Origin of the sequence: Citrobacter sp. Cpo069 (genome assembly GCF_030332785.1) — a bacterium.
Taxonomy (GTDB): Bacteria; Pseudomonadota; Gammaproteobacteria; order Enterobacterales; family Enterobacteriaceae; genus Citrobacter; species Citrobacter portucalensis.
In genome coordinates this window covers 14,310-39,080 of sequence record NZ_JAOWHD010000063.1, presented here as the reverse complement: position 1 = coordinate 39,080, position 24,771 = coordinate 14,310, and the positions used below count along the sequence as shown (strand labels likewise).

Annotated in this window: 23 protein-coding genes and 1 other annotated feature; of the genes, 13 read left to right on the top strand and 10 right to left on the bottom strand. The window is 53.9% G+C overall.

The genetic code is table 11. The features are described 5' to 3' along the window. The 7 genes from hutX (at nt 1) to ybaK (ending at nt 7,207) form a co-directional block, all read left to right on the top strand. Nucleotides 1–495: a heme utilization cystosolic carrier protein HutX gene (gene hutX, locus OGY08_RS22865; protein ID WP_032942563.1), complete on the top strand. Its 495-nt coding sequence runs from the start codon at nt 1–3 to the stop codon at nt 493–495. Beyond that, nucleotides 495–1,118 (top strand): anaerobilin reductase, encoded by a 624-nt coding sequence (gene chuY / locus OGY08_RS22860; protein WP_125362860.1) that lies wholly within the window; start codon nt 495–497, stop codon nt 1,116–1,118. Before hutX ends, chuY begins: the two co-directional genes overlap by 1 nt. A 51-nt stretch (nt 1,119–1,169) precedes the next feature. Next, complete coding sequence (locus OGY08_RS22855; RefSeq protein WP_219013519.1) at nt 1,170–2,162, top strand: FecCD family ABC transporter permease; 993 nt, start codon at nt 1,170–1,172, stop codon at nt 2,160–2,162. Then, on the top strand, nt 2,159–2,929 hold the full coding sequence (locus OGY08_RS22850; protein WP_008783976.1) for a heme ABC transporter ATP-binding protein: 771 nt from the start codon (nt 2,159–2,161) through the stop codon (nt 2,927–2,929). The genes OGY08_RS22855 and OGY08_RS22850 overlap by 4 nt, the downstream gene beginning before the upstream one ends. Nucleotides 2,930–3,076: 147 nt before the next feature. Beyond that, a complete protein-coding gene (gene copA, locus OGY08_RS22845) occupies nt 3,077–5,578 on the top strand; it encodes a copper-exporting P-type ATPase CopA (RefSeq protein WP_032942557.1) in 2,502 nt (833 codons plus the stop codon). A 153-nt stretch (nt 5,579–5,731) separates the two neighbouring features. Continuing rightward, the gene (locus OGY08_RS22840) at nt 5,732–6,526 is read left to right on the top strand and encodes a TraB/GumN family protein (protein ID WP_003831057.1); all 795 of its coding nucleotides are present in this window, start codon (nt 5,732–5,734) and stop codon (nt 6,524–6,526) included. Nucleotides 6,527–6,727: 201 nt separating this feature from the next. Next, entirely contained in the window at nt 6,728–7,207 is a 480-nt protein-coding gene (gene ybaK / locus OGY08_RS22835) for a Cys-tRNA(Pro)/Cys-tRNA(Cys) deacylase YbaK (protein WP_003831056.1), read from the top strand. A gap of 107 nt (nt 7,208–7,314) precedes the next feature. Here ybaK and ushA read toward each other — a convergent pair whose 3' ends face one another. Continuing rightward, nucleotides 7,315–8,967: a bifunctional UDP-sugar hydrolase/5'-nucleotidase UshA gene (gene ushA / locus OGY08_RS22830; RefSeq protein ID WP_125362858.1), complete on the bottom strand. Its 1,653-nt coding sequence runs from the start codon at nt 8,965–8,967 to the stop codon at nt 7,315–7,317. Nucleotides 8,968–9,141: 174 nt separating this feature from the next. Between ushA and OGY08_RS22825 the strand changes: the two genes are divergently transcribed. Together OGY08_RS22825 and ybaL are read left to right on the top strand one after the other, a co-directional pair. Next, a complete protein-coding gene (locus tag OGY08_RS22825) occupies nt 9,142–10,362 on the top strand; it encodes an MFS transporter (protein WP_286566645.1) in 1,221 nt (406 codons plus the stop codon). Nucleotides 10,363–10,587: 225 nt separating this feature from the next. Continuing rightward, complete coding sequence (ybaL, locus tag OGY08_RS22820) at nt 10,588–12,267, top strand: YbaL family putative K(+) efflux transporter (RefSeq protein ID WP_048214776.1); 1,680 nt, start codon at nt 10,588–10,590, stop codon at nt 12,265–12,267. A 45-nt stretch (nt 12,268–12,312) separates the two neighbouring features. Here ybaL and gsk read toward each other — a convergent pair whose 3' ends face one another. Beyond that, a complete protein-coding gene (gene gsk / locus OGY08_RS22815) occupies nt 12,313–13,617 on the bottom strand; it encodes an inosine/guanosine kinase (protein WP_003021781.1) in 1,305 nt (434 codons plus the stop codon). Between the two features lie 152 nt (nt 13,618–13,769). Between gsk and aes the strand changes: the two genes are divergently transcribed. Continuing rightward, on the top strand, nt 13,770–14,729 hold the full coding sequence (gene aes, locus OGY08_RS22810; protein ID WP_125362857.1) for an acetyl esterase: 960 nt from the start codon (nt 13,770–13,772) through the stop codon (nt 14,727–14,729). Here the strand turns inward: aes and hemH are convergent. The 8 genes from hemH to OGY08_RS22770 all read right to left on the bottom strand — a co-directional run bounded on the left by hemH (nt 14,726) and on the right by OGY08_RS22770 (nt 22,966). Further along, nucleotides 14,726–15,688 (bottom strand): ferrochelatase, encoded by a 963-nt coding sequence (gene hemH, locus OGY08_RS22805; RefSeq protein WP_003831052.1) that lies wholly within the window; start codon nt 15,686–15,688, stop codon nt 14,726–14,728. The two genes, aes and hemH, sit on opposite strands and share 4 nt — an antisense overlap. 163 nt (nt 15,689–15,851) lie before the next feature. Then, nucleotides 15,852–16,496: an adenylate kinase gene (adk, locus tag OGY08_RS22800; RefSeq protein ID WP_003021773.1), complete on the bottom strand. Its 645-nt coding sequence runs from the start codon at nt 16,494–16,496 to the stop codon at nt 15,852–15,854. 231 nt (nt 16,497–16,727) lie between these two features. After that, nucleotides 16,728–18,602 (bottom strand): molecular chaperone HtpG, encoded by a 1,875-nt coding sequence (htpG, locus tag OGY08_RS22795; protein WP_087051624.1) that lies wholly within the window; start codon nt 18,600–18,602, stop codon nt 16,728–16,730. Nucleotides 18,603–18,712: 110 nt separating this feature from the next. After that, the gene (gene recR, locus OGY08_RS22790) at nt 18,713–19,318 is read right to left on the bottom strand and encodes a recombination mediator RecR (protein ID WP_003831050.1); all 606 of its coding nucleotides are present in this window, start codon (nt 19,316–19,318) and stop codon (nt 18,713–18,715) included. Next, a complete protein-coding gene (locus OGY08_RS22785; protein WP_003021764.1) occupies nt 19,318–19,647 on the bottom strand; it encodes a YbaB/EbfC family nucleoid-associated protein in 330 nt (109 codons plus the stop codon). The genes recR and OGY08_RS22785 overlap by 1 nt, the downstream gene beginning before the upstream one ends. 57 nt (nt 19,648–19,704) lie before the next feature. Further along, nucleotides 19,705–21,633, bottom strand: coding sequence for a DNA polymerase III subunit gamma/tau (gene dnaX / locus OGY08_RS22780; protein WP_003831049.1), 1,929 nt, complete (start codon nt 21,631–21,633; stop codon nt 19,705–19,707). After that, nucleotides 20,308–20,372, bottom strand: a sequence feature (DnaX frameshifting element). It overlaps the preceding gene by 65 nt. 210 nt (nt 21,634–21,843) lie before the next feature. Further along, the gene (gene apt / locus OGY08_RS22775; protein ID WP_003021759.1) at nt 21,844–22,395 is read right to left on the bottom strand and encodes an adenine phosphoribosyltransferase; all 552 of its coding nucleotides are present in this window, start codon (nt 22,393–22,395) and stop codon (nt 21,844–21,846) included. Nucleotides 22,396–22,588: 193 nt separating this feature from the next. After that, complete coding sequence (locus tag OGY08_RS22770; RefSeq protein ID WP_008783969.1) at nt 22,589–22,966, bottom strand: DUF454 family protein; 378 nt, start codon at nt 22,964–22,966, stop codon at nt 22,589–22,591. Between the two features lie 69 nt (nt 22,967–23,035). Between OGY08_RS22770 and priC the strand changes: the two genes are divergently transcribed. The 3 genes from priC (at nt 23,036) to OGY08_RS22755 (ending at nt 24,738) form a co-directional block, all read left to right on the top strand. Next, on the top strand, nt 23,036–23,563 hold the full coding sequence (gene priC / locus OGY08_RS22765; RefSeq protein WP_048214780.1) for a primosomal replication protein N'': 528 nt from the start codon (nt 23,036–23,038) through the stop codon (nt 23,561–23,563). A gap of 14 nt (nt 23,564–23,577) precedes the next feature. Further along, nucleotides 23,578–23,745, top strand: a complete 168-nt coding sequence (gene rsmS / locus OGY08_RS22760; protein WP_065772037.1) for a pleiotropic regulatory protein RsmS — start codon at nt 23,578–23,580, stop codon at nt 23,743–23,745. A gap of 69 nt (nt 23,746–23,814) precedes the next feature. Then, nucleotides 23,815–24,738 carry an Rpn family recombination-promoting nuclease/putative transposase gene (locus OGY08_RS22755; RefSeq protein ID WP_048214781.1) on the top strand — a complete coding sequence of 308 codons (924 nt, stop codon included), beginning with the start codon at nt 23,815–23,817 and terminating at the stop codon, nt 24,736–24,738. Nucleotides 24,739–24,771 lie beyond the last annotated feature (33 nt).

Here is a 24,771-nt window from a genome sequence, read left to right as displayed (position 1 = left end):
ATGAGCCATGTCTCTTTACAGGATTTTTTGAAAACTGAGCCGGACGGTACGCTGGAAGCTATCGCAGCCCAGTACAACACTACATTGCTGGAGGTGGTGAAAAACCTCCCTTCCCCAACGCTGGTTTCCGGCAGTCAATTTGATACCGTCTGGGAAACCGTCTGCGAATGGGGCAAAGTCACCACCCTGGTCCATACTGCTGATGTCATTCTGGAATTCACTGGTGAATTACCTTCCGGATTCCACCGCCACGGTTACTTCAACCTGCGCGGCAAAAAAGGCATGACCGGTCATATCAAGGCAGAAAACTGCACGCATATTGCCCTGATTGAACGCAAATTTATGGGAATGGACACTGCGTCCATTCTCTTCTTCAACCAGGCGGGTAGCGCTATGTTCAAAATTTTCCTCGGTCGCGATGAGCATCGACAGCTGCTGGCCGAACAGGTCAGCGCCTTTCACACGTTGTCTTCATCTTTAAAGGAACATGCCTGATGGCTCCATGGCTTATTTTTGGTGCAGGTGGAAGCGGCGTCGGCGCGAAAACGCTGGAACTCGCGCTGGCGGAGCATCGTCCGGTGATTGCCGTCGTTCGTAATCCCCAGGTTGCTGCCGGGCTGCAGGAAAAAGGTGTGCAGGTCTTTATTGGCGACGCCTGCGACAGCCAGGTCACCGCCTGCGCCTGTCGCGCAGCGGGTCAGCATGCCACGGTGATCTCCTCCATGGGTGGTGCCCAGGATTATCTGGCGCACAGAACCGTCATTGATGAAGCAGAAAAAGCTGAGATCAAACGCATGATTCTGGTCACCTCCCTGGGCTGTGGTAACAGTTGGCCCTTTTTGTCCCCACGCGCCAGGGCCGCATTTGGCCAGGCCGTACGGGAAAAATCATTGGCTGAAAGCTGGCTACAAACCAGTCAACTGGACTACGCCATTCTCCGCCCCGGCGGTTTGCTGAACGGTGAAGCCACAGGCCTGGCGCAACGCATACAGACCGAGGAGTGTCATGGCTTTGTGATGCGCGCAGATGTTGCCAGGCACATTCACGAACTGGCCACGGCGCCGGCACTCAATAACCAGATTTACAGTTTGGTTGAGCCGGGACTGAAACCCGCGTAAACCCCTCGCGGCGCGGAAACTTCGCGCCGCAAAGACGTTATGGAGCGTTGCGTGCTTAAGGACTCGCTTTCTTCCGTCAGCATTCTGACGGGCCTTTCTCTCTTGCTGGTCGCTCTGATGCTGTTCGGTGCCAGCCAGGGGGCGTTGAACATTAGCTTCAGCGCCCTGTTCAACGACGAATACCGAGATATCTGGTTGAACATCCGCCTGCCCCGCGTACTGCTGGCCGTTTTGGTCGGTGCTGCGCTGGCTACGGCAGGGGTCATTATGCAGGGACTTTTTCGCAATCCAATGGCCGATCCCGGCCTGCTTGGCGTCAGCAGCGGCTCCGCGCTGATGGTCGGCATCGCGATAGTTATCCCATTTTCATTCCCCGTAGTGCTGGTGTTGTATGAGCAGATGATTTTTGCCGTCGCGGGCAGCATGGTGGTCTGCACGATTATTTTTCTAATAGGCCAGCGTCATAACCACGGCGGAATGATGCAACTGCTGTTAGCCGGTATCGCTATCAATGCTCTGTGCGGTTCGGCTATTGGCGTGCTGAGCTATGTGGGTGACGAACAGCAGCTACGTCAACTTACGCTGTGGATGATGGGGAATCTCGGCCAGGCCCAGTGGCCAACGCTGCTGGTTGCCAGCACGTTTGTTCTTCCAGCCATTGCTGTCACCGTCTGTATGGCAGGAACGCTTAATTTGCTGCAATTGGGTGATGAAGAGGCGCATTACCTCGGCGTAAACGTCAAACGTAAGCGCCAGCAGTTACTGTTGCTCAGCTCGCTCCTGGTTGGCGCTGCCGTTTCCGTCAGCGGCGTGATTGGCTTTATTGGCCTGGTGATCCCGCATCTGATCAGAATGACTACCGGCGCCGATCATCGCTGGTTGATTCCTTGCTCTACGTTGGCCGGTGCCTGTTTACTTCTGATTGCCGACACGCTGGCCCGCACACTTGTTCAGCCTGCCGAAATGCCCGTTGGTCTGTTAACCAGCCTGATCGGTGGACCGTATTTCCTGTGGTTAATACTGCGTAGCCGGAGGATGTCATGATCGTCGCTGAAAATCTGGTCTACCACATTCAGGGCAGACGACTGACCGATGACGTTTCCCTGACGCTACCTGATGGAGAAATCATCGCGATTCTTGGCCCGAATGGGGCAGGAAAATCAACGCTACTCCGCCAGCTTACGGGCTATCTGCAGCCCCACAGCGGGCGTTGTAGCTTGTTTGGCAAGCCGCTGAACGAGTGGCCAATCACCGAGCTGGCCAAAACCCGTGCTGTGATGCGCCAGAACAGTCATATGGCCTTCCCGTTTAGCGTGCAGGAGGTCATCCGCATGGGCAGGCATCCGTATCGTACGCGCAACACGGGCGATGAAACGGAGCACATCATGACGTTGTGTGACTGCCAGGCGCTGGCCGCGCGCGATTACCGGCACCTGTCGGGAGGAGAACAACAGCGGGTACAGCTGGCGCGTCTGCTGGTTCAACTTTGGGAGCCCGAACCCAGGCCAAAATGGTTGTTTCTCGATGAACCCACCTCCGCCCTGGATATTCACCACCAACAGCATCTTTTTCGTCTGCTGCGTCGTCTGGTAGGTGAACGACAGTTCAGCGTCTGCTGCGTCCTGCACGATCTCAACCTTGCGGCGCGCTATGCTGACCGCGTTGTATTGATGGAACGCGGCAGGATAGTTGATAACGGTCGTCCGCAGGATGTTCTGCAGCAATCGTCACTAAATGCACTGTACGGCGCCGATCTCACGGTGATGAATGAACCGCAGCATCGAACGCCGCTTATCGTTCTCAATCAATAACAGACCGGGAACGTGCTGACCTGACGTTCCCGTTTTTCTTCCTTTACGCCCTTTTTGCACCTTTTCTAAAAACTCCCTTGACCTTCCCCTAGATGGAAGGTTTAACCTTTATCACAGTCAGTTAATCCTGCAATAAAGGAGTTGGTTATGTCTCAAACAATCGATCTAACCCTGGACGGCTTGTCCTGTGGTCACTGCGTAAAACGCGTTAAAGAAAGTCTGGAGCAACGCCCGGACGTTGAGCAAGCGGATGTCACTGTGACTGAAGCGCACATCACCGGGAGCGCTAGTGCTGAAGCGCTGATTGAAACCATCAAACAAGCCGGTTACGGCGCGGAGTTAAGCCACCCAAAGGCTAAACCGCTGACGGAGTCATCAATCCCGTCGGAAGCACTGGCAGCGGTCCCTTCCGAGCTTCCGGCAGCTACGGCTGATGATGACAGCCAACAGTTGCTGTTAAACGGCATGAGCTGCGCCAGCTGTGTTATCCGCGTACAAGATGCTCTGCAAAGCGTACCGGGTGTCACGCAGGCACGGGTAAACCTGGCGGAACGTACTGCGCTGGTAATGGGCAGTGCGTCCGCCGACCAGTTAGTGAAAGCGGTGGAAAAAGCGGGCTACGGCGCAGAAGCCATTGAAGATGATGTTAAGCGCCGCGAGCGTCAGCAAGAAACCGCCGTAGCAACCATGAAACGTTTTCGCTGGCAGGCGGCCGTCGCGCTGCTGTTGGGTATCCCTGTCATGGTATGGGGAATGATTGGCGAAAACATGATGGTCACTGCCGACAACCGCAGCCTGTGGCTGACGATTGGTCTGGCAACGCTTGCCGTGATGGTTTTCGCGGGCGGTCATTTTTACCGCAACGCGTGGAAAAGCCTGATGAACGGCACCGCGACCATGGATACGCTGGTGGCGCTGGGTACGGGGGTGGCATGGCTTTATTCCATGAGCGTCAACCTCTGGCCGCAATGGTTCCCGATGGAAGCGCGACACCTCTATTATGAAGCCAGTGCGATGATTATCGGTCTGATTAACCTCGGGCACATGCTGGAAGCGCGGGCTCGCCAGCGTTCGTCCAAAGCACTGGAAAAATTACTCGATCTGACGCCGCCGACCGCGCGTGTTGTTACCGACGAAGGCGAAAAGAACGTGCCGCTGGCAGACGTTCAGGCGGGAATGTTGCTGCGCCTGACCACCGGTGACCGCGTTCCGGTAGATGGCGAAATCACTCAGGGCGAAGCCTGGCTGGATGAAGCCATGCTGACCGGAGAGCCTATTCCGCAACAAAAAGGCGAAGGCGATAGCGTCCACGCCGGTACGGTCGTACAGGATGGCAGCGTGCTGTTCCGCGCCAGTGCCGTTGGCAGCCATACCACGCTGTCACGCATTATTCGTATGGTGCGCCAGGCGCAAAGCAGTAAACCGGAGATTGGTAAACTAGCCGACCGTATCTCCTCAGTGTTCGTTCCGGTCGTCGTCGTCATTGCGCTGGTGAGTGCGGCAATCTGGTATTTCTTCGGGCCGGCACCACAAATTGTTTATACGCTGGTGATTGCCACTACCGTACTGATTATTGCCTGCCCTTGTGCGCTGGGCCTGGCTACACCAATGTCGATTATTTCCGGTGTGGGTCGTGCTGCTGAGTTTGGGGTTCTGGTACGTGATGCCGATGCGCTTCAGCGCGCCAGTACGCTTGATACCGTCGTATTTGATAAAACCGGGACATTGACTGAAGGTAAACCGCAGGTTGTCGCCATCAAAACGTTTGGCAACACCGATGAAGCACTGGCAATTCGTCTGGCAGCAGCCCTTGAACAGGGGTCCAGCCACCCGCTGGCCAGAGCGATACTGGACAAAGCCGGTGATGTTACGCTGCCACAGGTCAATGGTTTCCGTACGCTGCGCGGTTTAGGCGTAAGCGGTGAAACGGAAGGTCATACGCTGCTGCTGGGCAACCAGGCGCTGCTCAATGAGCAACAGGTAGATACCACTGAAATGGAAGCTGAAATCACCGCTCAGGCATCCCAGGGTTCAACCCCGGTCCTGTTGGCGATTGATGGTAAAGCGGCGGCTCTGTTAGCGGTGCGTGATCCGCTGCGTAGCGACAGCGTGGCAGCACTTCAGCGTCTGCACCGCAACGGGTATCGTCTGGTGATGCTTACCGGTGACAACCCGACCACGGCTAACGCTATTGCCAAAGAAGCCGGTATTGATGAGGTGATTGCCGGTGTTCTGCCGGACGGTAAAGCCGAGGCGATTAAACGTCTGCAAAGCCAGGGGCGTCAGGTTGCCATGGTGGGTGACGGTATTAACGATGCGCCTGCGCTGGCTCAGGCCGATGTCGGAATTGCCATGGGTGGCGGCAGCGATGTGGCGATTGAAACCGCCGCGATTACGCTGATGCGTCATAGCCTGATGGGCGTTGCGGATGCACTGTCTATCTCCCGGGCAACGTTGCGTAATATGAAGCAGAACCTGGTCGGCGCGTTTATTTATAACAGCATCGGTATCCCCGTTGCCGCTGGGATCCTGTGGCCGTTCACCGGAACTCTGCTGAATCCGGTCGTTGCAGGGGCGGCGATGGCGCTCTCCTCCATTACTGTGGTGAGCAACGCTAACCGACTGCTACGCTTCAAACCGAAAGAGTAACCTTCTGCCACATGGCGCTCATGCTTATCCAGCCTACAAATTGCAGGTAGCATTGTAGGCTGGATAAGACGATTTCGCGTCGCCATCCGGCGATTCTCGCATTGCACCTTCCAGGACCACGCGCTAGCATGAAAGTCTACTTAGGGAGGTCGTATGGATCTGTTATACCGGGTAAAAACATTTTTCACCGCGCTACGCGGCAACCACTATACCTGGCCTGCCATCGACATTTCATTGCCCGGCAACCGCCATTTTCATCTGATTGGCAGTATTCATATGGGCAGTCGCGATATGGCACCTCTGCCTGCCAAATTACTCAAAAAACTCAACCATGCCGATGCGCTGATTGTCGAAGCAGATGTTTCCGGTGACGACGCGCCGTTTGCTAACCTTCCTACATTTGCCGCACTCGAAGAACGTATCAGCCCGGAGCAGTTAGAAAACCTGCGTAAAGTCACCAATGAACTGGGCATTTCCCCCTCCCTGTTATCTACTCAGCCGTTGTGGCAAATCGCCATGGTATTACAGGCGACACAGGCACAGCAGTTGGGGCTACGGGCGGAATACGGAATTGATTACCAATTGCTGAAAGCGGCAAAGCAAGCGCATAAACCCGTCATCGAACTGGAAGGCGCATCCAGCCAAATCGAGCTGTTATGTCAGTTGCCTGATAACGGACTGGCCCTGCTGGACGATACTCTGACGCACTGGCATACCAATGCCAGATTGTTGCAACAGATGATGGGTTGGTGGCTTAAAACACCGCCACGCAATAGCGAACTGACGCTTCCCAATACCTTTAGCCAGTCGTTGTATGACGTATTGATGCATCAACGCAACACTGCCTGGCGCGATCGGCTCAGGGCGATGCCTGCTGGTCATTACGTCGTGGCCGTTGGCGCGCTACATCTGTACGGAGAGGGAAATTTGCCGGAGATGTTACGGTAAAAAAAATGGCCAATATTTCTATTGGCCCGTCAAAGAGGAATTTCATCATTATTATGATCCCAATGCTTAAAGCATCGGTGTAGTTCGATTGTCGCTCAAAGTCATCATCCTGCCAATACTATTGCGCAAGATGGTACTATTTTTTAGACAGACATCAGGCGTATGCTTGAGTCGTATTTTGTCTGGTCCAGGAAAATTGCTATGACACCCGCCGTTAAATTACTCGAAAAAAACAAAATTTCTTTCCAGATTCACACCTACGATCACGATCCGTCCGAGACGAACTTTGGTGATGAAGTGGTACGCAAGTTAGGTCTGAATGCGGACCAGGTCTACAAAACGCTGCTGGTTGCCGTGAATGGCGATATGAAGCATCTGGCAGTTGCGGTCACGCCTGTAGCCGGTCAACTGGATCTCAAAAAGGTCGCTAAGGCGCTGGGGGCTAAAAAGGTTGATATGGCCGATCCAATGGTTGCGCAACGAACCACCGGTTATCTGGTGGGGGGGATCAGCCCATTAGGACAGAAAAAGAGATTGCCAACGCTCATTGATGCCCCTGCCCAGACGTTTGACACCATTTATGTTTCCGGCGGCAAACGCGGGCTGGATATCGAACTGGCAGCGGGCGATCTGGCGAAAATTCTGGATGCGAAATTCGCCGACATCGCTCGTCGCGATTAAGCGGTTATAGACTGATTGCCTGATGGCGCGCAGCTTTAAGGCCTACAAATCGCACTGACCTGTAGGCCGGATAAGGTGCCCGCACCGCCATCCGGCACTCCGCCCTGTTACTGCCAGGTAACTTCACCCCTCGGCTCATACACACTGGCATCCAGCGGTGAGTTCTTCTGCACGAACTCTTTCAGCACTTCTGCATCAATAAACCCGGTATTCACATAGCCTGGTTTGTTATCAATGCGCGGATAGCCATCACCACCGGTTGCGTTGAAGCTTAGCGTTGCCATGCGATAGGTTTTGGCTGGGTCAACGGGTTCACCTTTGATTTTCAAATCGTTAAGCTTGCCGTCTTTCGCCACAAAGCTGACGTTAGCAAACTGCGGATAGGCCCCGGAGTCCGGCTTCATTTGCGCCACGGCGGTCAGATAGTCAATCACCTCTTTCCCGCTCATGTCGGCATACACCACGATGTTTCCGAACGGCTGTACTTTCAGCACGCTCTTATAGGTGATATCACCGCCTTCGATGGAATCACGGATGCCACCGCCGCTCATCACGCCAAAATCAGCGCTGGTTCGCGCCATTTGCGCAGCCAGCAGCAAATGTCCCATGTTGGTCTGCACGAAACGGACTTTGCTTCGGTCGCCTTCGAGGCGCGCATTGACGCTACCAATTTTCACGTCGAGCTGCGCTTTACCTTTATTCTGGAACGGCGTCAGCAGCGAAAGCATTTGCTGATTTTCAGCTATTTCCGGGGTATAGAGTACGCGCTCACTTTTACCGTTGTCCCAGGTCACTTTTTTCTTCAGGTTGACGGGAATGAGCTGGTAGTTGACCATTTTCATTTCGCCGTTACGGAACTCAAAGTCCGCCCGGCCCACATATTTCCCCCACTCGTGCGCCTGCACAATCCAGATCCCATTTTGCTTGTCTGGCGCACACGGCGTACCCGGTACGTAATCAACCTGCTTCTTGTTCTCTGAAGCCATACACACCGGATCCTGCGAGTGACCACCGACAATCATCGCCAGCGATCCCGCCGGCAGGCTACGCGCCATTTCGACATCGCCAGGGGCGTTCGAGCCGTGGTTGCCGTTGTCATAATGTCCCATATGGGTGGTCGCGATAATGATGTCTGGCTTTTCACCCATATTCAGTTCCTGGATAACCAGTTTGGCTTCATCAGCAGGTTTACGGAACTCAATATCGGTAAAGAACTCGGGGTTGCCTATTTTTGCCGTATCGTCGGTGGTTAAACCGAGTACGGCAATTTTTAAATCCTGGCGCTTAAAGATGGCCCACGGCTTAAACAAACGCTCGCCAGTGCTTTTCTGATAGATATTGGCCGAGAGAAACGGGAATTTGGACCATTTTTCCTGCTGGCGCAGTACGGTCATGGGATTATCAAACTCGTGGTTTCCGACCGCCATTGCGTCATAGCCAATCAGGTTCATCCCACGAAAATCAGGTTCCGCATCCTGCAGATCGGACTCCGGTACGCCGGTATTAATGTCGCCACCGGAAAGCAGCAGTACGCTTCCCCCTTCCTCTGCCACCTCTTTACGAATACTGTCCACCAGCGTTTTTTGCGCCGCCAGTCCGTATTCTCCGTATTCGCTGCGCCAGAAGTGACCGTGATGATCGTTGGTATGCAGAATGGTAATTTTGTAGGTTTTATCTTTTTCGTACGCTTGCGCTGGCTGACCTGCCAGCGTAAATGCGGCTAATAACGCCAGCGCCACGCCCCGTTTTAAAAACTTCATATTTCTCTCCCTGAGCCAAAATCAACGACTGAAATTACAATGATATGAAATAATAGTCGAAAATGTTTTCAGAAATGAGACTTCCTTCAAACACCTTCCGCAGGTATGTTAGTCAGGTAATAATAACAAAATAGATTACCCTCATAATCGCAACCCAAACAGAAGTGACTTTCTATGGCAATAAGTGAACCAACCCAGCCTGTGGCTGGCGCGTCAGCGTCGGTTGCTAAAGCACGCACCTCATTTGGCATTTTAGGAGCGATCAGCCTCTCCCATCTGCTAAACGATATGATTCAGTCGCTGATCCTGGCGATTTATCCGCTATTGCAGTCAGAGTTCTCGCTAACGTTTATGCAGATCGGGATGATCACCCTAACCTTCCAGCTTGCTTCCTCGCTGCTGCAACCGGTGGTGGGTTACTGGACGGACAAATACCCGATGCCGTGGTCGCTGCCCATTGGGATGTGCTTCACGCTGAGCGGACTTGTCTTGCTGGCCATGGCTGGCAGCTTCCATATGGTGCTGCTCGCCGCGGCGCTGGTTGGCACCGGCTCTTCGGTATTTCATCCGGAATCGTCCCGCGTGGCACGCATGGCCTCCGGCGGTCGTCACGGCCTGGCGCAGTCAATTTTCCAGGTTGGCGGCAACTTCGGCAGCTCTCTGGGGCCCTTGCTGGCAGCTGTCATCATCGCGCCATATGGTAAGGGTAATGTGGCCTGGTTTGTTCTGGCTGCGTTATTAGCGATTGTCGTCCTGACACAAATCAGCCGTTGGTATGCCGCGCAGCATCGGATGAGTAAAGGAAAACCGAAAGTCGCCATCGTAAATCCGTTACCGCGCAATAAAGTGGTGCTGGCGGTAAGCATCCTGCTGGTGCTGATTTTCTCCAAATACTTCTATATGGCGAGCATCAGCAGCTATTACACCTTTTATCTGATGCAAAAATTCGGATTATCGGTACAAAACGCCCAGTTTCATCTGTTTGCCTTCCTGTTTGCCGTCGCGGCCGGGACGGTGATTGGCGGACCATTAGGCGATAAAATTGGCAGAAAATATGTTATTTGGGGCTCTATCCTCGGAGTTGCGCCATTTACCCTCGTTTTACCCTACGCAACGCTGGAATGGACCGGGATTTTAACCGTGATCATTGGTTTTATCCTCGCATCGGCGTTTTCTGCTATTTTGGTCTACGCGCAGGAGCTGCTTCCTGGGCGTATCGGCATGGTTTCTGGACTATTTTTCGGGTTTGCCTTCGGCATGGGCGGCTTGGGAGCCGCGGTGCTAGGACTAATAGCCGACCATACCAGCATCGATTTGGTCTACAAAATATGTGCTTTCCTGCCACTTCTGGGGATACTGACCATATTCTTACCTGATAACCGACACAAAGCCTGATTTTCTGACGGCCAAAAGTAAATTTTGGCCGTCATTACTTGCAGTAGCCATCAGCCTTTACCTCTCACATATCACCGTACTTTTCCGATCCGTGCTTTTTTACTCTTAAAATCCCGTTTTCTTCAAAATTCAATAATTATTCATAAACATAAACATTAAAATTGTCATAAACTATTACTCGTAGTTTGGGTTTTCAGGATCATCACAGCAACCAAAGGAGACGGAATGCATCACGCCACCCCGCTTATCACCACCATTGTCGGCGGCCTTGTGCTCGCTTTTATATTAGGCATGATTGCCAATAAACTGCGTATTTCTCCTCTGGTGGGATATCTGTTAGCGGGCGTTCTGGCCGGTCCATTTACACCTGGTTTTGTTGCTGATACTAAGCTCGCGCCTGAGCTGGCCGAGCTTGGCGTTATTCTGCTGATGTTTGGCGTGGGGCTGCACTTTTCGTTGAAGGATTTGATGGCGGTAAAGTCTATCGCCATTCCCGGCGCGATTGCCCAGATAGCGGTGGCAACGCTGCTGGGTATGGCGCTTTCCGCCATATTGGGCTGGTCACTGATGGTGGGTATCGTCTTTGGTCTGTGTCTTTCAACCGCCAGTACCGTGGTGCTACTGCGTGCGCTTGAAGAACGACAGCTCATTGACAGCCAGCGCGGGCAAATTGCCATTGGCTGGTTGATTGTCGAAGATCTGATGATGGTGCTGACGCTGGTTCTCCTGCCAGCCGTCGCCGGGATGCTGGAAAAAGAAGACGTCGGCTTTGCCTCGCTGGCCGTCGATATGGGTATTACCATCGGTAAGGTGGTGGCGTTTATCGCGATCATGATGCTGGTGGGTCGTCGCCTGGTACCGTGGATTATGGCCCGCAGCGCCGCAACCGGTTCACGCGAACTGTTTACCCTCTCTGTCCTCGCCCTCGCCTTAGGTATCGCCTTTGGCGCAGTAGAGCTGTTCGATGTCTCCTTTGCGCTGGGCGCGTTCTTCGCCGGTATGGTGCTGAATGAATCTGAACTAAGCCACCGTGCGGCGCATGATACTCTGCCGCTGCGCGATGCGTTCGCCGTGCTGTTCTTCGTTTCAGTCGGGATGCTGTTCGATCCGTTAGTTCTGATCCAGCAGCCGTTGGCGGTACTGGGCACGCTGGCGATTATCATCTTTGGTAAATCCCTTGCCGCCTATTTCCTGGTGCGCCTGTTTGGTCACTCCCAACGCACAGCGCTCACCATTGCCACCAGCCTGGCGCAGATTGGTGAATTTGCCTTTATCCTGGCGGGTCTGGGAATGGCGTTGAACCTGCTGCCGCAGGCCGGACAGAATCTGGTGCTGGCCGGGGCAATCCTGTCCATTATGCTCAACCCGGTGCTGTTTGCGGTGTTAGAAAAATACCTCGCCAAAACAGAAACGCTGGAGGAGCAGACGCTGGAAGAGGCTATCGAAGAAGAGAAGCAAATTCCGGTGGATATCTGCAATCATGCCTTGCTGGTTGGCTTTGGTCGCGTCGGCAGCCTGCTGGGTGAGAAATTGATGGCTGCGGGGATCCCGCTGGTGGTGATCGAAACCTCACGTACCCGGGTGGATGAACTGCGCGAGCGTGGGATCCGCGCGGTACTGGGAAATGCCGCCAACGAAGAGATTATGAATCTGGCGCATCTGGATTGCGCGCGCTGGCTGCTGCTGACCATTCCCAATGGTTATGAAGCGGGTGAAATTGTCGCTTCTGCACGTGAGAAATGCCCGTCGATTGAGATTATCGCCCGCGCGCATTATGACGATGAGGTGGAATATATTACCGAACGCGGCGCCAACCAGGTCGTCATGGGTGAGCGTGAAATCGCCCGCACCATGCTGGAGCTGATTGAAACGCCGCCTGCAGGTGAAGTTGCTACGGCCAGTTAATGTCCGTGCCGGATAGCGTTATCGCTTATCCGGCCTATGCAAGATTTAACGGTCCCAGTACGACTCTTCGAGACTGTCTTCACGTTCCGGTAAACCGCGCGTCAGGCGCGGTGAATGCTGGTTCAGCACCTGATAACTCACGCGATTAGCATACTTACACACCTGGGCTAACGACGAATAGGTCAGCCAGGTGAACTTGTGCTTGCTGGAGTTAGGCACGTTGCTGCGGTGATAGCTGTTGGCGGTAATATCATGCAGCAATGCCGCCAGCGCGCCGTCACCTGCGCCGTTGGTGTTCATGATCTTTTCAGGCCCGCCCATATACGGTGCGATGTGCGAATACACGCGCAGCGGATTGGTACAGTCTTTATGGCGCATGGCGCGGCTGAATTCGTACTGGTTAAATTCGGCAATAGCACCAGGGAGCAGCGGATGCTGGGTTTTACGTTTAACTTCTTCTTCCGTAAAGCCCGCCATATACAGACCCGCCGGACCCGCCGTGCACAGCACCAGATCCACCCAATCCAGCGCCTTGTCAGATGCCAGCAGCGGATCGTTCTCGCCGGTCAGCGCTTCAGCCTCTTCTTCATTCATCGCCAGAATAGAGACATGCTCTTTCAGGAATGCCTGCCACCACTGCGGGTTATCGGCAATGACGAATTTGGTGCCCAGGGTCAGAACCACCGGCACATTGTGCTTTTTGGCGTATTCAATCGCCTTCATGGTCGCTTCCGGCATCGGCTCACCCGGTTCGCAGCGCACCAGATAAGACGTCAGCACCAGCGCGGACGCTCCGGCAATCACCGATTCAGGGATGCTATCCGCCCGTAGCTTATTCATATGCCCAGGGCTGATTGCGAAGGTACGCTCACCTGACTCGCCAATCAGCGTAAAGCAGCGGCCAATCGGTCCGTTAACGCCTTGCAGGTAGTTCAGGTCGGTACGGCTGGAGGTATTGCATAAATAGCGGTACGCATAGCTGCCAATCTCGATATTGCTGCACATCACGCCCAGCAGCACCGAGCGGTCATCCGCCAGTACAGAGTAGTTGTGCATCGTGTTACCGATAGTACCGCCCGCAAACTGATGGGTGATCAAGTTTTCACGCACCAGTTCCTGGTAGAGCGCTTCTGCGACATCATCGGCAATCACCAGAGAATGCCCGGCGCTTAATCCATAACGTTTTACAAAGTCATCATCCACTTTGGCTTCAATATCCACCAGCGTCTGGTCGATACCTACCACCCAGGCTGCGCTGGTTTCATTTTCTGGCTGAATTTGTTGCAGCAACGGATCGCGCGCGCTGACGGGAAAATAGTGTTTGGATTTGCGTTTACCGGGAAATTTCATGGTCGATTTTACGGGTGGTTAACTGAGCGATGCATGGTAGCACATTCCCTGCCACGCATGCGATGCGGCGCTAAGTTTCAATATCAGACGGTGAGATCGCAGTTTATACGGGATTAATTTCTACAATAACTCACCTTCACAAGGAGCGTTTTATGAAGCCGGAAAACAAGATCCCCGTACTCGACAGAATTTCGGATGAAATGAAAAGCGTGGTGAATTTTCATCGCTACGATCTGCCGCCGTGGCCCGCTGCAGATGACTTCGTGGCCCAGCGCCAACACTACATTCATGAACGGCAGCTGTGGAATGCCGATGCCCCAGAGATGAATACTCGCGAATGCGTTATTTCTACCGCATGCGGCCCCGTGGCCACACGTATTTACTCACCGCAGCCCCATAGTCTGGCAACGTTGTATTATCTGCACGGCGGCGGTTTTATTCTCGGTAATCTGGATACCCACGACCGTATTATGCGCTTGCTGGCGCGCTATACGCAGTGCACGGTAATTGGTATCGACTATTCGCTTGCGCCAGAAGCCCGTTTCCCGCAAGCCATTGAAGAGATTGCCGCCGTCTGCCAGTATTTTCATCAGCACGCTGGCGACTATTCTCTTAATGTGAATCATATCGGTTTTGCGGGCGATTCCGCCGGAGCCATGCTGGCGCTTGCCAGTGCGCTGTGGCTGCGGGATAAACGCATTGTCTGCGGCAAGGTGGCTGGGGTGCTGTTGTGGTATGGGCTTTACGGCCTGCAGGATTCACTGAGCCGACGGCTGATGGGCGGAGCGTGGGATGGGTTAACCCGCGAGGACTTGCAGATGTACGAAAACGCGTACCTGCGTAGCGCTGACGATCGCGAGTCACCGTATTATTGCCTGTTTAATAACGATCTGACGCGTGACGTGCCACCGTGTTTTATCGCTGGCGCTGAGTTTGATCCGCTGATTGACGATAGCTGCTTACTATTCCAGACGTTGCAGGCGCATCAGCAGCCCTGCCAGTACAAAATGTACCCCGGTACGCTGCACGCCTTCCTGCACTATTCGCGAATGATGAAAACCGCCGACGATGCATTACGGGAAGGCGCTCGTTACTTCAGAGCCCAGCTTTAACGGTAAGCGTCGGTCAGTTTAACCATCATTTCGATATGTTCCGGTGCGGCATTAAGCGCCGGAATATACTCATATTGCTTACCGCCAGCTTCGAGGAAAATCTCCCGGTTTTGTACCGCTATCTCTTCCAGCGTTTCGAGGCAATCTGCCGAGAAGCCCGGACACATAACCTGGATATGTTGTGTCCCTTTCTCCGCCAGCATTTTTAACGTTTCGTCGGTATACGGCGTCAGCCACGGTTCGCGACCAAAGCGAGACTGGAAGGTCATCATTACTTTTTCTGGCGGCAGGCCAAGCGCTGAAACCAGCTCTCGGGTGGTATCGCGACAACGCTGCGGGTAGTCATCGCCTTCATCGGCGTAACGCTGCGGAATGCCGTGATAGGAGAGCAGCAGCAAATCAGGTTCACCGTGTTGAGCAAATGAATCCCGGGCACTCTTCGCCAGCGCATCGATGTAGCTGCTGTCATCGGCGTAATCACGAATAAATGAAACGCCAGGGATACCGCGTTTACGCGCTAAGATACGCGCCAGCTCGTCCCAGACTGCCGCCACCGTCGAACAGGAATATTGCGGGTACAGCGGTAACACCACCATGTGTTCAACCCCGCTTGCCAACAGTTCATCGACCGCGCTTTCAAGCGACGGCGAACCGTAGCTCATTCCCAGCGCAACAGGGGTATTTGGTAGGCGTTCTGCCAGCGCCCGCTGTTGTGCCTTGCTATAAACCATCAGCGGGGAACCGTCTTCCATCCAGATTGACTGGTACAGCTTGGCTACGCGTGGCGCACGCAACGGTAAAATCACCCCGCGCAGAAGCGGCCACCACAGTGCAGGTGACGTATCAACTACGCGTGGATCGCTTAAAAACTGGCGCAGGTAGCGCTTAACGGCTTCGGGGGTTGGGGCATCGGGAGTGCCGAGGTTTGCCAGCAGGATACCGGTTTTCGTCTGACGCATTACCGCCTCTTATCGATTCAAATTGTTGATAATTGTAGCGGAAAAGCGATAAAGAAGAACTAATTGCTGTGAGAGGTAAGACGAGAATTTGCCTGATGGCGCTACGCTTATCAGGCCTACGCGATAATGGCAGGCCTGATAAGAGGTTTATTACGCGAAAAAATTAGCCGAGGATTTTTTCCAGCGCTGCGCGCACGTCAGCAACGGCCTGGGTGCCGTCAACTTTCGCGTATTTGGTGTTACCCGCCTGCGCTTCTTTAGAGTAGTAGCCGATCAGCGGAGCGGTCATCTGATGGTATTCCACCAGGCGCTTACGTACAGTTTCTTCCTGATCGTCTTTACGGGTGGTCAGCTCTTCGCCGGTCACGTCGTCTTTACCTTCAACCTTAGGCGGGTTGAATTTGATGTGGTAAACGCGGCCAGAAGCAGCGTGTACGCGACGACCCACGATACGGTCAACGATCAGTTCGTCAGGAACATCGAACTCCAGAACGTAGTCCACGTTGATGCCCGCTTCTTTCATGGCGTCTGCCTGCGGAATAGTACGCGGGAAGCCATCCAGCAGGAAACCATTACGGCAGTCTTCCTGAGCAATACGCTCTTTTACCAGCGCGATCACCAGCTCATCAGTCACCAGCTTACCGGCGTCCATGATGTCTTTCGCTTGTTTGCCCAGCTCGGAGCCAGATTTCACGGCAGCACGCAGCATATCACCGGTGGAGATTTGCGGAATACCATACTTCTCCATGATGAACTGAGCCTGAGTTCCTTTACCCGCGCCCGGAGCGCCAAGCAGAATGATACGCATTACGAAAATCCCCTTAAAGGTTGTCGATATTTTTTAAAAAGCGCTAAACGATACCACCATCACGCAATTGGCTCAAGAAAGACGCCCGACGCTGAAACGGTTAACGGTGGGAAAATTAAAAATAAGGCGAGAAAATGCCGGATGGCGGTGGAAACACCGTATCCGGCATACTATTACGAGATGCTGTAGGCCGGATAAGCGTTAACGCCATCCGGCATTACATTACGGGTATCAGGACACCAGCAACTGGTTCATACGACGGATGAACTGGTTAGGGTCTTCCAGCGTGCCGCGCTCAGCAAACAGCGCCTGATCCAGCAGCAGTTCGACCCATTCTTTGAACTGCACTTCGTCCTGGGTATCTGCCGTGCGTTTTACCAGCACGTGGTCCGGGTTCAGTTCAAAGATATATTTCACTTCCGGTACGGCCTGGCCCGCAGCGGCAAACAGTTTCGCCATCTGGGTGCTCATTTCATCCGCATCGGTGGTGACGATGGCTGGCGTGTCGGTCAGACGGTGAGTCAGACGCACTTCTTTCACGCGGTCGCCCAGCAGGGTTTTCACGCGCTCAACGAACGGCGTCAGCGCTTTTTCCGCTTCTTTTGCCGATTCATCAACTTCATCCGCCAGCTTGTCGATGGACTCGTCAGCTTTGGCAACAGACTGGAATGCCTTACCGTCGAACTCGGTCAGGTAGTTCATCATCCACTCATCGATGCGGTCAGAAAGCAGCAGCACTTCGATGCCTTTCTTACGCAGCAGTTCCAGGTGCGGGCTGCTCTTCGCTGCCGCATAGCTGTCTGCGGTGATGTAGTAGATTTTCTCCTGCCCTTCTTTCATACGCGACACGTAGTCTTCCAGCGACACGGTCTGTGCGGAGGAGTCAGTGTGCGTAGACGCGAAGCGCATCAGCTTAGCGATCGTTTCCTGGTTGGCGTGATCTTCCGCCGGGCCTTCTTTCAGTACCAGGCCGAACTGTTTCCAGAAGGTCTGGTATTTTTCCGCGTCGTCTTTCGCCAGTTTTTCCAGCATCTGCAGTACGCGTTTGGTCAGCGCGCTGCGCAGGTTACGGGTGACGGTGCTGTCCTGCAGGATCTCACGGGAAACGTTCAGCGGCAGATCGTTGGAATCTATCAGACCGCGCACAAAGCGCAGGTAGTTCGGCATGAACTGCTCGGCGTCGTCCATAATAAACACACGCTGGACGTACAGTTTCAGACCATGCTTGTGATCGCGGTTCCACATATCCCACGGAGCCTGGGACGGGATGTACAGCAGGCTGGTGTACTCCTGCTTACCTTCCACACGGTTGTGGCTCCAGGTCAGCGGGTCAGTGAAGTCGTGGGCGATGTGCTTGTAGAACTCGTTGTATTCGTCGTCTTTGATTTCCGACTTGTTACGGGTCCACAGCGCCTGCGCTTTGTTGATCTTTTCCCAGGAAACCACGGTCTCGCCGTCTTTTTCTTCGGATTTTTCGATCTCTACCGGCAGCGCGATATGGTCGGAATATTTGCTGATGATGGAACGTACGCGCCAGTCATCAAGGAACTCATCTTCGCCTTCACGCAGATGCAGGGTGATTTCGGTGCCGCGATCGTCTTTGGTGATGTCGGCAACGGTGTACTCACCTTCGCCCGCAGATTCCCAGAACACGCCGTTTTCCGGCTTATCGCCCGCAGCGCGGGTACGCACGGTGACTTTGTCCGCCACGATGAACGCAGAGTAGAAACCCACCCCGAACTGGCCGATCAACTGGCTGTCTTTCGCCTGATCGGATCCCATGGATTCGAGGAAAGATTTAGTACCGGATTTCGCAATGGTCCCCAGATGATCGATAACGTCATCACGGTTCATCCCCACGCCGTTATCGGCAATGGTCAACGTACGTTTATCTTTATCGAAGGAAACACGTACACGCAGCTCACCGTCCCCTTCATACAGGTCCGGGTTAGACAGGGCGCGGAAACGCAGCTTGTCTGCCGCATCCGAGGCGTTAGAGATAAGCTCACGCAGGAAGATTTCTTTATTGGAATACAGAGAGTGGATCATCAGGTGCAGAAGCTGTTTTACTTCTGACTGAAAACCACGAGTTTCTTGTCCTTTCATGTAGATCTACCTCAACAATGCCATTTTCAATGGTAAAAACACGTTGAGGGTGAAATGGGGACAAGCGGGAAGGATTTCAAGCGGAAGCCGCCGTCGCGGCCTCCGTTTGTTCAGAATTTAATCTTGTGTCGCCCTGCCAGAGAGTGCGACAGCGTAGTGCCATCGACCATTTCCAGCTCGCCGCCGACCGGTACGCCATGGGCGATACGGCTGGCTTCAACGCCATATTGCATGCAAAGCTCAGCAATATAGTTGGCGGTCGCCTCTCCTTCGACCGTAGGATTGGTCGCCAGGATCAGTTCGTTGATTTGCTCAGACTCCAGTCGCTGTTCGAGACGATCCAGCCCGATATCATCAGGGCCAATACCGTCCAGCGGCGACAGGTGTCCCATCAGCACGAAGTAACGTCCGGAAAACTGCCCGGTTTGCTCAATGGCGTAGATGTCCGCCGGACTCTCCACCACACAAATCTGACCGTTTTCCTGGCGACGCGGGTTCGAGCAAATGTTGCAGACGTCTTGCTCTGTGAAGGTGCGGCAATCGGCACAATGGCCGATTTCCGACATTGCCTTCGTTAACGCCTGTGCCAGACGCATCCCGCCGCTGCGATCGCGCTGAAGTAGCGTGAACGCCATGCGCTGCGCCGACTTCGGGCCAACGCCCGGCAGACAGCGCAGTGCTTCCATAAGCTGAGTTAACAGCGGGCTGGTTTGCATCAGAACGGCATCTTAAAGCCAGGCGGCAGCTGCATTCCGGAGGAAACAGAGGCCATCTTCTCTTTCTGCGTCTCTTCAATGCGACGCGCCGCGTCGTTGAATGCCGCAGCAACCAGGTCTTCCAGCATCTCTTTGTCGTCTTCCAGCAGGCTTGGATCGATCTCCACGCGACGGCAGTTGTGCGCGCCGTTAATGGTCACTTTTACCAGACCCGCGCCAGATTCGCCGGTCACTTCCAGCTTGGCGACTTCTTCCTGCATCTGCTGCATTTTTTCTTGCATCTGCTGGGCCTGTTTCATCAGGTTACCCAGACCGCCTTTACCAAACATAGGCTTCTCTCTCAATCACGTTAAGGGATGACGACCGTCAAACCATTAGGCTCACGATCAAATGGGGCGAATACTCTCTTCGTCCAGCTCCGCATCGAAAAAACGACGCAGCGTCTGGATGTTATTATCCGCAATAATCGACTCACGCGCCTGCGCGAGTTTCTCTTCATAAATGGCCTGACGCCACTCCAGCGGCGTACGCACCGCTGGATTATCATCTTCAACGATGGTCAATTCAACCGTTGACCCCGTTAAGGAACTCAGTGCTTCAGCCAGTTTTTGCTGCGCGCCGCTGGAATTTAGGTGTCGCTGCGTGGAACGCAGGTGCAGGCAAACTACGTTGCCATTCTCTTCTTTCCAGGCATTAAGCGCCACCTGCTCCACCAGTTTAGGCAGCGAGAGCTGACTCACCTGGGCGGCCCACGGGTCGCGTTCAATGGCTTCAGCCGCAAGCTTTGCCGCCAGTTCCGGCGTTTTTTCATGCTCAAGCGCTTTTTTCAGCGCTTTCGGCGTGGCAACGACTTCTTTAACTTCTGCAACAGGATTGGTCGCTTTCCAGCGATACGCTTCTTTCTTCGCCGGTGCTTTTTCCAGCGCAGAGACCGCCGGACGCGCCTGAACACGTTCCGACACCGAAGCCAGTCTTTCCAGCGCAGCATTATTCACCGGCCGCGCGCGGGAAGCGGCTGCCGGTTCACTCTTTTTTGCTTTGGTTGCTCCCTGAGCACGTTGCAACTGGCTACGCGCCGCCAACACCTGACTGGTGGCATCGGAGAGCGGCACATTCTGTTGCTGTTGGGCAGGCGCAGGCTGCTGCTGCACCTGCGTCGGGGTCATCACCGCCGTGGGTGCGACCGGGGCAAACGACTGTCGTGGAACTTCAGGTTCCGGGAGCGGCATGCGCGGATGAAAAGCCAGCGCACGCAGCAGCGTCATTTCGACGCCCATTCGCCTGTCCGGCGCATACGGCAGTTCTTTGCGCCCGATTAACAAAGTTTGGTAGTAAAGCTGCACATCAGTTGGCGGAACAATTCGCGCCAGTTCACGCATACGCTGTTCAATGGCGGCCATATCGCTGCCGAGCGCGGCAGGCGAAAGCTGAACCATGGCAATACGATGCAGCAAAGCCGACATCTCAACCAGCAGCGCTTCCCATTCGATACCGCGCGCGGCGGCGTCGTTTACCAGCGCCATAACGCGTTCGCCGTCCGCAGCCACAACCGCTTCAACGAGCGAGAGCGCCTGGTCGTCGTCCAGCGTGCCGAGCATGGTGCTTACCGCCTCGGTCGAGACCTGACCATCGCCGCTGGCGATCGCCTGATCGGTAAGGCTCAGCGCATCACGCAGGCTGCCGTCCGCGGCGCGAGCCAGCAGTTGCAGTGCACGTGGTTCATGGGCGATATGCTCTTCTTTGAGGATATGCTCAAGCTGATGGCGAATCTGTTCGACATCCAACGCTTTAAGATGGAATTGCAGACAGCGCGACAGGATAGTCACCGGCAGCTTCTGCGGATCGGTAGTCGCCAGCAGGAACTTAACGTGCGCGGGCGGCTCTTCGAGCGTTTTCAGTAAGGCATTAAAACTGTGGCGCGACAGCATGTGCACTTCGTCGATCAAGTAGACCTTAAAGCGACCGCGCGCAGGCGCATACTGGACGTTATCCAGCAGGTCACGGGTGTCTTCGACTTTGGTGCGTGAGGCGGCGTCGATTTCAATCAGATCGACAAAACGCCCCTGCTCGATTTCCCGGCAATTATCGCACACGCCGCACGGCGTAGCGGTGATACCGGTTTCACAGTTTAATCCCTTCGCCAGCAAGCGGGCGATAGAGGTTTTCCCGACGCCACGGGTGCCGGAAAACAAATAAGCATGATGAATACGCCCTAACGACAAGCCGTTCGCCAGTGCCGTCAGCACATGTTCCTGGCCGACGACGTCAGCAAAGGTTTGTGGGCGCCATTTTCGGGCTAAGACCTGATAACTCATTGGCAGGCTCTGAAAGGCTGGAGGGTGGATTCACAGGGGGATAATGCTAACACAACCTCGCAGCGACGGCGAGGTTGACACGTTATATTCGGGCGTTATCGTTGCAGTCAGTTTGGTTTCGGGCAGCGCACAGAAACCGGAGCGTACACGCAGTACGTGAGGATTTCGAGCACTGACCGGGGCCAAAATGGCAAAAAAGATAGCCCTAAATTAGTGGCCCGGGAATGGAACCAGGCTATAACAGGTCAGCCCCTGTTTTTCCAGACGCTGTTCGCCGCCCAGATCAAACAGGTTAATGATAAAAGCAGCATCGGTAACTTCACCACCCAGACGACGGATCAGCTTCACGGTCGCTTCAATCGTGCCGCCAGTTGCCAGCAGGTCGTCCACAACCAGCACTTTATCGCCAGGTTTGATGGCATCAACGTGGATTTCCAGCTGATCGGTGCCGTACTCCAGCTCATAGGTCTCAGCAATAACTTCACGCGGAAGCTTACGGGGTTTGCGTACCGGAACAAAGCCGACGCCCAAACCCAACGCTACCGGCGCGCCAAACAGGAAGCCACGCGCTTCGGTGCCAACCACTTTAGTGATACCCGCATTTTTGTAGCGTTCAACCAGCAATTCAATGCTGAGGGCGTAGGCTTTCGGGTCTTCCAGTAAACTGGTGACATCACGAAAGAGAATGCCCGGTTTTGGGTAGTCGTGGATGCTTTTGATGCTATTTTTGAGAAACTCAAGCTGCTGTGCTGTCGCGGTCATAAGTTTGTGCCTGATTAATACAGTATTACTTCACGGCGCACTAAACACTTCATCCTCGACGTATCTTGAATGATTTTGTGTCTATATAAGAGCCAAGGTTACACTTGCTTAACCTTTGACCACCTGCGCCTGTGCTCGAAAACGGTCGAATTTACTGGCTGTGAGAGACAATTGCAACAGCGATTATTGCGCTTTACTGCTTTTGTTGTTTTTCATCAATCACCGGGATCCGCCACATAAAAATCAGTAAACAGGCGAGAATAACCAGCAGCAGGCCGCGCACCCACATCATATTGACCAGCCACAGTGAAATGCCAAACGTCACCAGGATCAACAAAATAGCGCGCGGTTTTGCTCCCGGCGGCATCGCACGGTGTTTTTGCCAGTGGCGCAAATACCCGCCGAACCACGAACGGTAAAGCAACCAGTCGTGAAAACGCGGCGATGAGCGGGCAAAACACCAGGCGGCCAGCAGTATAAACGGCGTCGTCGGCAACAGAGGCAATACAACGCCCAGCGTACCTAGCACTACCGCTATCCAGCCAATGATGATTAGAATAATGCGTTGCATAATATGAGTACTTAACACAGAGAATCGCTACTTTAGCATAACGGTTCTCATTTTCATCGGAGTGTTGTTGTGAAAACCGCCATGCTGTTACAGACGCTCGAAAACCAGCTTAACCGCTTGCGACAACATTGCGCCCCGCTGGCGCACCACACAACGCTTAGCGCCCGCTTTGACAGGCATCTGTTTCACACGCGCAGCACGTTGCTGCAGGCCTGCCTGGAAGAAGCTGACGATAATCTTACTGCCCTGCGCCGCGCCGTTGAGCAGCAGCAACTCCCACAAATCACCTGGCTTGCGGAACACCTTGCCTCACAGTTAGAGGCGATTTCACGTGAAACCGCCAGTTGGTCCCTTCGAGAGTGGGACAGCGCTTCTCCAGGTCTGGCGCGCTGGCAGCGCAAGCGGGTCCAACATCAGGAATTTGAACGCCGTCTGGTTGAAATGACGCGTGAACGCAAAGAGCGTCTGGCTCAGGCTACCGGCTTTGAAGAACAGCAAAAACTGCATCGTGAAGTAGAAGCATTCGAGGCGCGGCTGGCGCGCTGTCGCCATGCTCTGGCAAGAATAGAAAACGTGCTGGCGCGTTTAACCCGTTAATCCCCGGAGAATTTATGTCATTAGAGAACGCCCCGGACGAGGTCAAACTGGCCGTCGATTTGATTGTTTTACTTGAGGAAAATCAGCTACCAGCACGAACGGTGCTACGCGCGCTGGAGATCGTCATGCGTGATTATGAAAACAAACTTAAAACTGCGGAAGGCACCTCGCAAACTGATTAATTGCCCTCTGGTCTGCCATTGGCTTCGGTGTCAGAGTCGTCGCAACATCACGACGATAACGGACAGATCATGGAACGACTCCCCACCACACCCCACGACGCGGTCTTTCGGCAAATGCTGACGCAAAAGGAGGTTGCCCGAGATTTTTTGCAGATCCATTTGCCTGAAGCATTTCTCAATATATGCGATATGGATACATTAACGCTGGAATCAGGCAGCTTTATTGAGGACGATTTACATACCAGCTATTCAGATATCCTCTATTCCCTGCAAACAACACATGGACCCAGCTACGTTTACGCACTGATTGAACATCAGAGTAAGCCCGATAAATTCATGGCCTTTCGCCTGATGCGCTACGCAATTGCCGCCATGCAACACCATCTTAACGCCGGGCATAAGACATTACCTCTGGTCGTTCCTATCCTGTTTTACCATGGTATGGAAAGCCCGTGGCCTTATACCCTTAACTGGCATCACCTGTTTAGCGAACCAAAGCTTGCGAAAGCGCTTTACGGCAATGAATTTACACTGGTAGACCTGACCGTAATGCCAGATAATCAGATCTTGCAGCATCAACGGGTAGCGATGCTGGAACTCCTGCAAAAACATATTCGTCGACGGGATCTGAGTGAGCTATTGGATCAACTGGTCACACTCTTAACACAAGAGCATCTGACAGAATATCAAATCGACGTTTTGATTAATTACATGCTTAAAGCAGGAAATACCACGGAACCCGGCGTACTTGTCCGCCATCTGGCGCAGAGTGCGCCACAGTACAAGGAACAGCTGATGACGATTGCCGAATGGTTGGAAGAAAAAGGCAGAGTGGAAGGCATACAACAAGGGCTGGAAAAAGGGTTAGAAGAAGGTCGGCAGGTTGAAGCGCGTAATATCGCACAAAAAATGCTCGCCCGCGGCCTGGAACTGGAGCTGATTACGCACCTTACAGGCCTGACGCAGGAAGAACTGGTCGCGCTGGCGCACTAAATGCAATCAGGGCGACAAATATGCCGCCCTGAT

What these genes read in the sequence shown, in the direction of transcription:
- hutX (WP_032942563.1), top strand. Translation starts at nt 1, where the DNA reads ATGAGCCATGTCTCTTTACAGGATTTTTTGAAAACTGAGCCGGACGGT.
- chuY (WP_125362860.1), top strand. Translation starts at nt 495, where the DNA reads ATGGCTCCATGGCTTATTTTTGGTGCAGGTGGAAGCGGCGTCGGCGCG.
- OGY08_RS22850 (WP_008783976.1), top strand. Translation starts at nt 2,159, where the DNA reads ATGATCGTCGCTGAAAATCTGGTCTACCACATTCAGGGCAGACGACTG.
- copA (WP_032942557.1), top strand. Translation starts at nt 3,077, where the DNA reads ATGTCTCAAACAATCGATCTAACCCTGGACGGCTTGTCCTGTGGTCAC.
- OGY08_RS22840 (WP_003831057.1), top strand. Translation starts at nt 5,732, where the DNA reads ATGGATCTGTTATACCGGGTAAAAACATTTTTCACCGCGCTACGCGGC.
- ybaK (WP_003831056.1), top strand. Translation starts at nt 6,728, where the DNA reads ATGACACCCGCCGTTAAATTACTCGAAAAAAACAAAATTTCTTTCCAG.
- ushA (WP_125362858.1), bottom strand. Translation starts at nt 8,967, where the DNA reads ATGAAGTTTTTAAAACGGGGCGTGGCGCTGGCGTTATTAGCCGCATTT.
- OGY08_RS22825 (WP_286566645.1), top strand. Translation starts at nt 9,142, where the DNA reads ATGGCAATAAGTGAACCAACCCAGCCTGTGGCTGGCGCGTCAGCGTCG.
- ybaL (WP_048214776.1), top strand. Translation starts at nt 10,588, where the DNA reads ATGCATCACGCCACCCCGCTTATCACCACCATTGTCGGCGGCCTTGTG.
- gsk (WP_003021781.1), bottom strand. Translation starts at nt 13,617, where the DNA reads ATGAAATTTCCCGGTAAACGCAAATCCAAACACTATTTTCCCGTCAGC.
- aes (WP_125362857.1), top strand. Translation starts at nt 13,770, where the DNA reads ATGAAGCCGGAAAACAAGATCCCCGTACTCGACAGAATTTCGGATGAA.
- hemH (WP_003831052.1), bottom strand. Translation starts at nt 15,688, where the DNA reads ATGCGTCAGACGAAAACCGGTATCCTGCTGGCAAACCTCGGCACTCCC.
- adk (WP_003021773.1), bottom strand. Translation starts at nt 16,496, where the DNA reads ATGCGTATCATTCTGCTTGGCGCTCCGGGCGCGGGTAAAGGAACTCAG.
- htpG (WP_087051624.1), bottom strand. Translation starts at nt 18,602, where the DNA reads ATGAAAGGACAAGAAACTCGTGGTTTTCAGTCAGAAGTAAAACAGCTT.
- recR (WP_003831050.1), bottom strand. Translation starts at nt 19,318, where the DNA reads ATGCAAACCAGCCCGCTGTTAACTCAGCTTATGGAAGCACTGCGCTGT.
- OGY08_RS22785 (WP_003021764.1), bottom strand. Translation starts at nt 19,647, where the DNA reads ATGTTTGGTAAAGGCGGTCTGGGTAACCTGATGAAACAGGCCCAGCAG.
- dnaX (WP_003831049.1), bottom strand. Translation starts at nt 21,633, where the DNA reads ATGAGTTATCAGGTCTTAGCCCGAAAATGGCGCCCACAAACCTTTGCT.
- apt (WP_003021759.1), bottom strand. Translation starts at nt 22,395, where the DNA reads ATGACCGCGACAGCACAGCAGCTTGAGTTTCTCAAAAATAGCATCAAA.
- OGY08_RS22770 (WP_008783969.1), bottom strand. Translation starts at nt 22,966, where the DNA reads ATGCAACGCATTATTCTAATCATCATTGGCTGGATAGCGGTAGTGCTA.
- rsmS (WP_065772037.1), top strand. Translation starts at nt 23,578, where the DNA reads ATGTCATTAGAGAACGCCCCGGACGAGGTCAAACTGGCCGTCGATTTG.
- OGY08_RS22755 (WP_048214781.1), top strand. Translation starts at nt 23,815, where the DNA reads ATGGAACGACTCCCCACCACACCCCACGACGCGGTCTTTCGGCAAATG.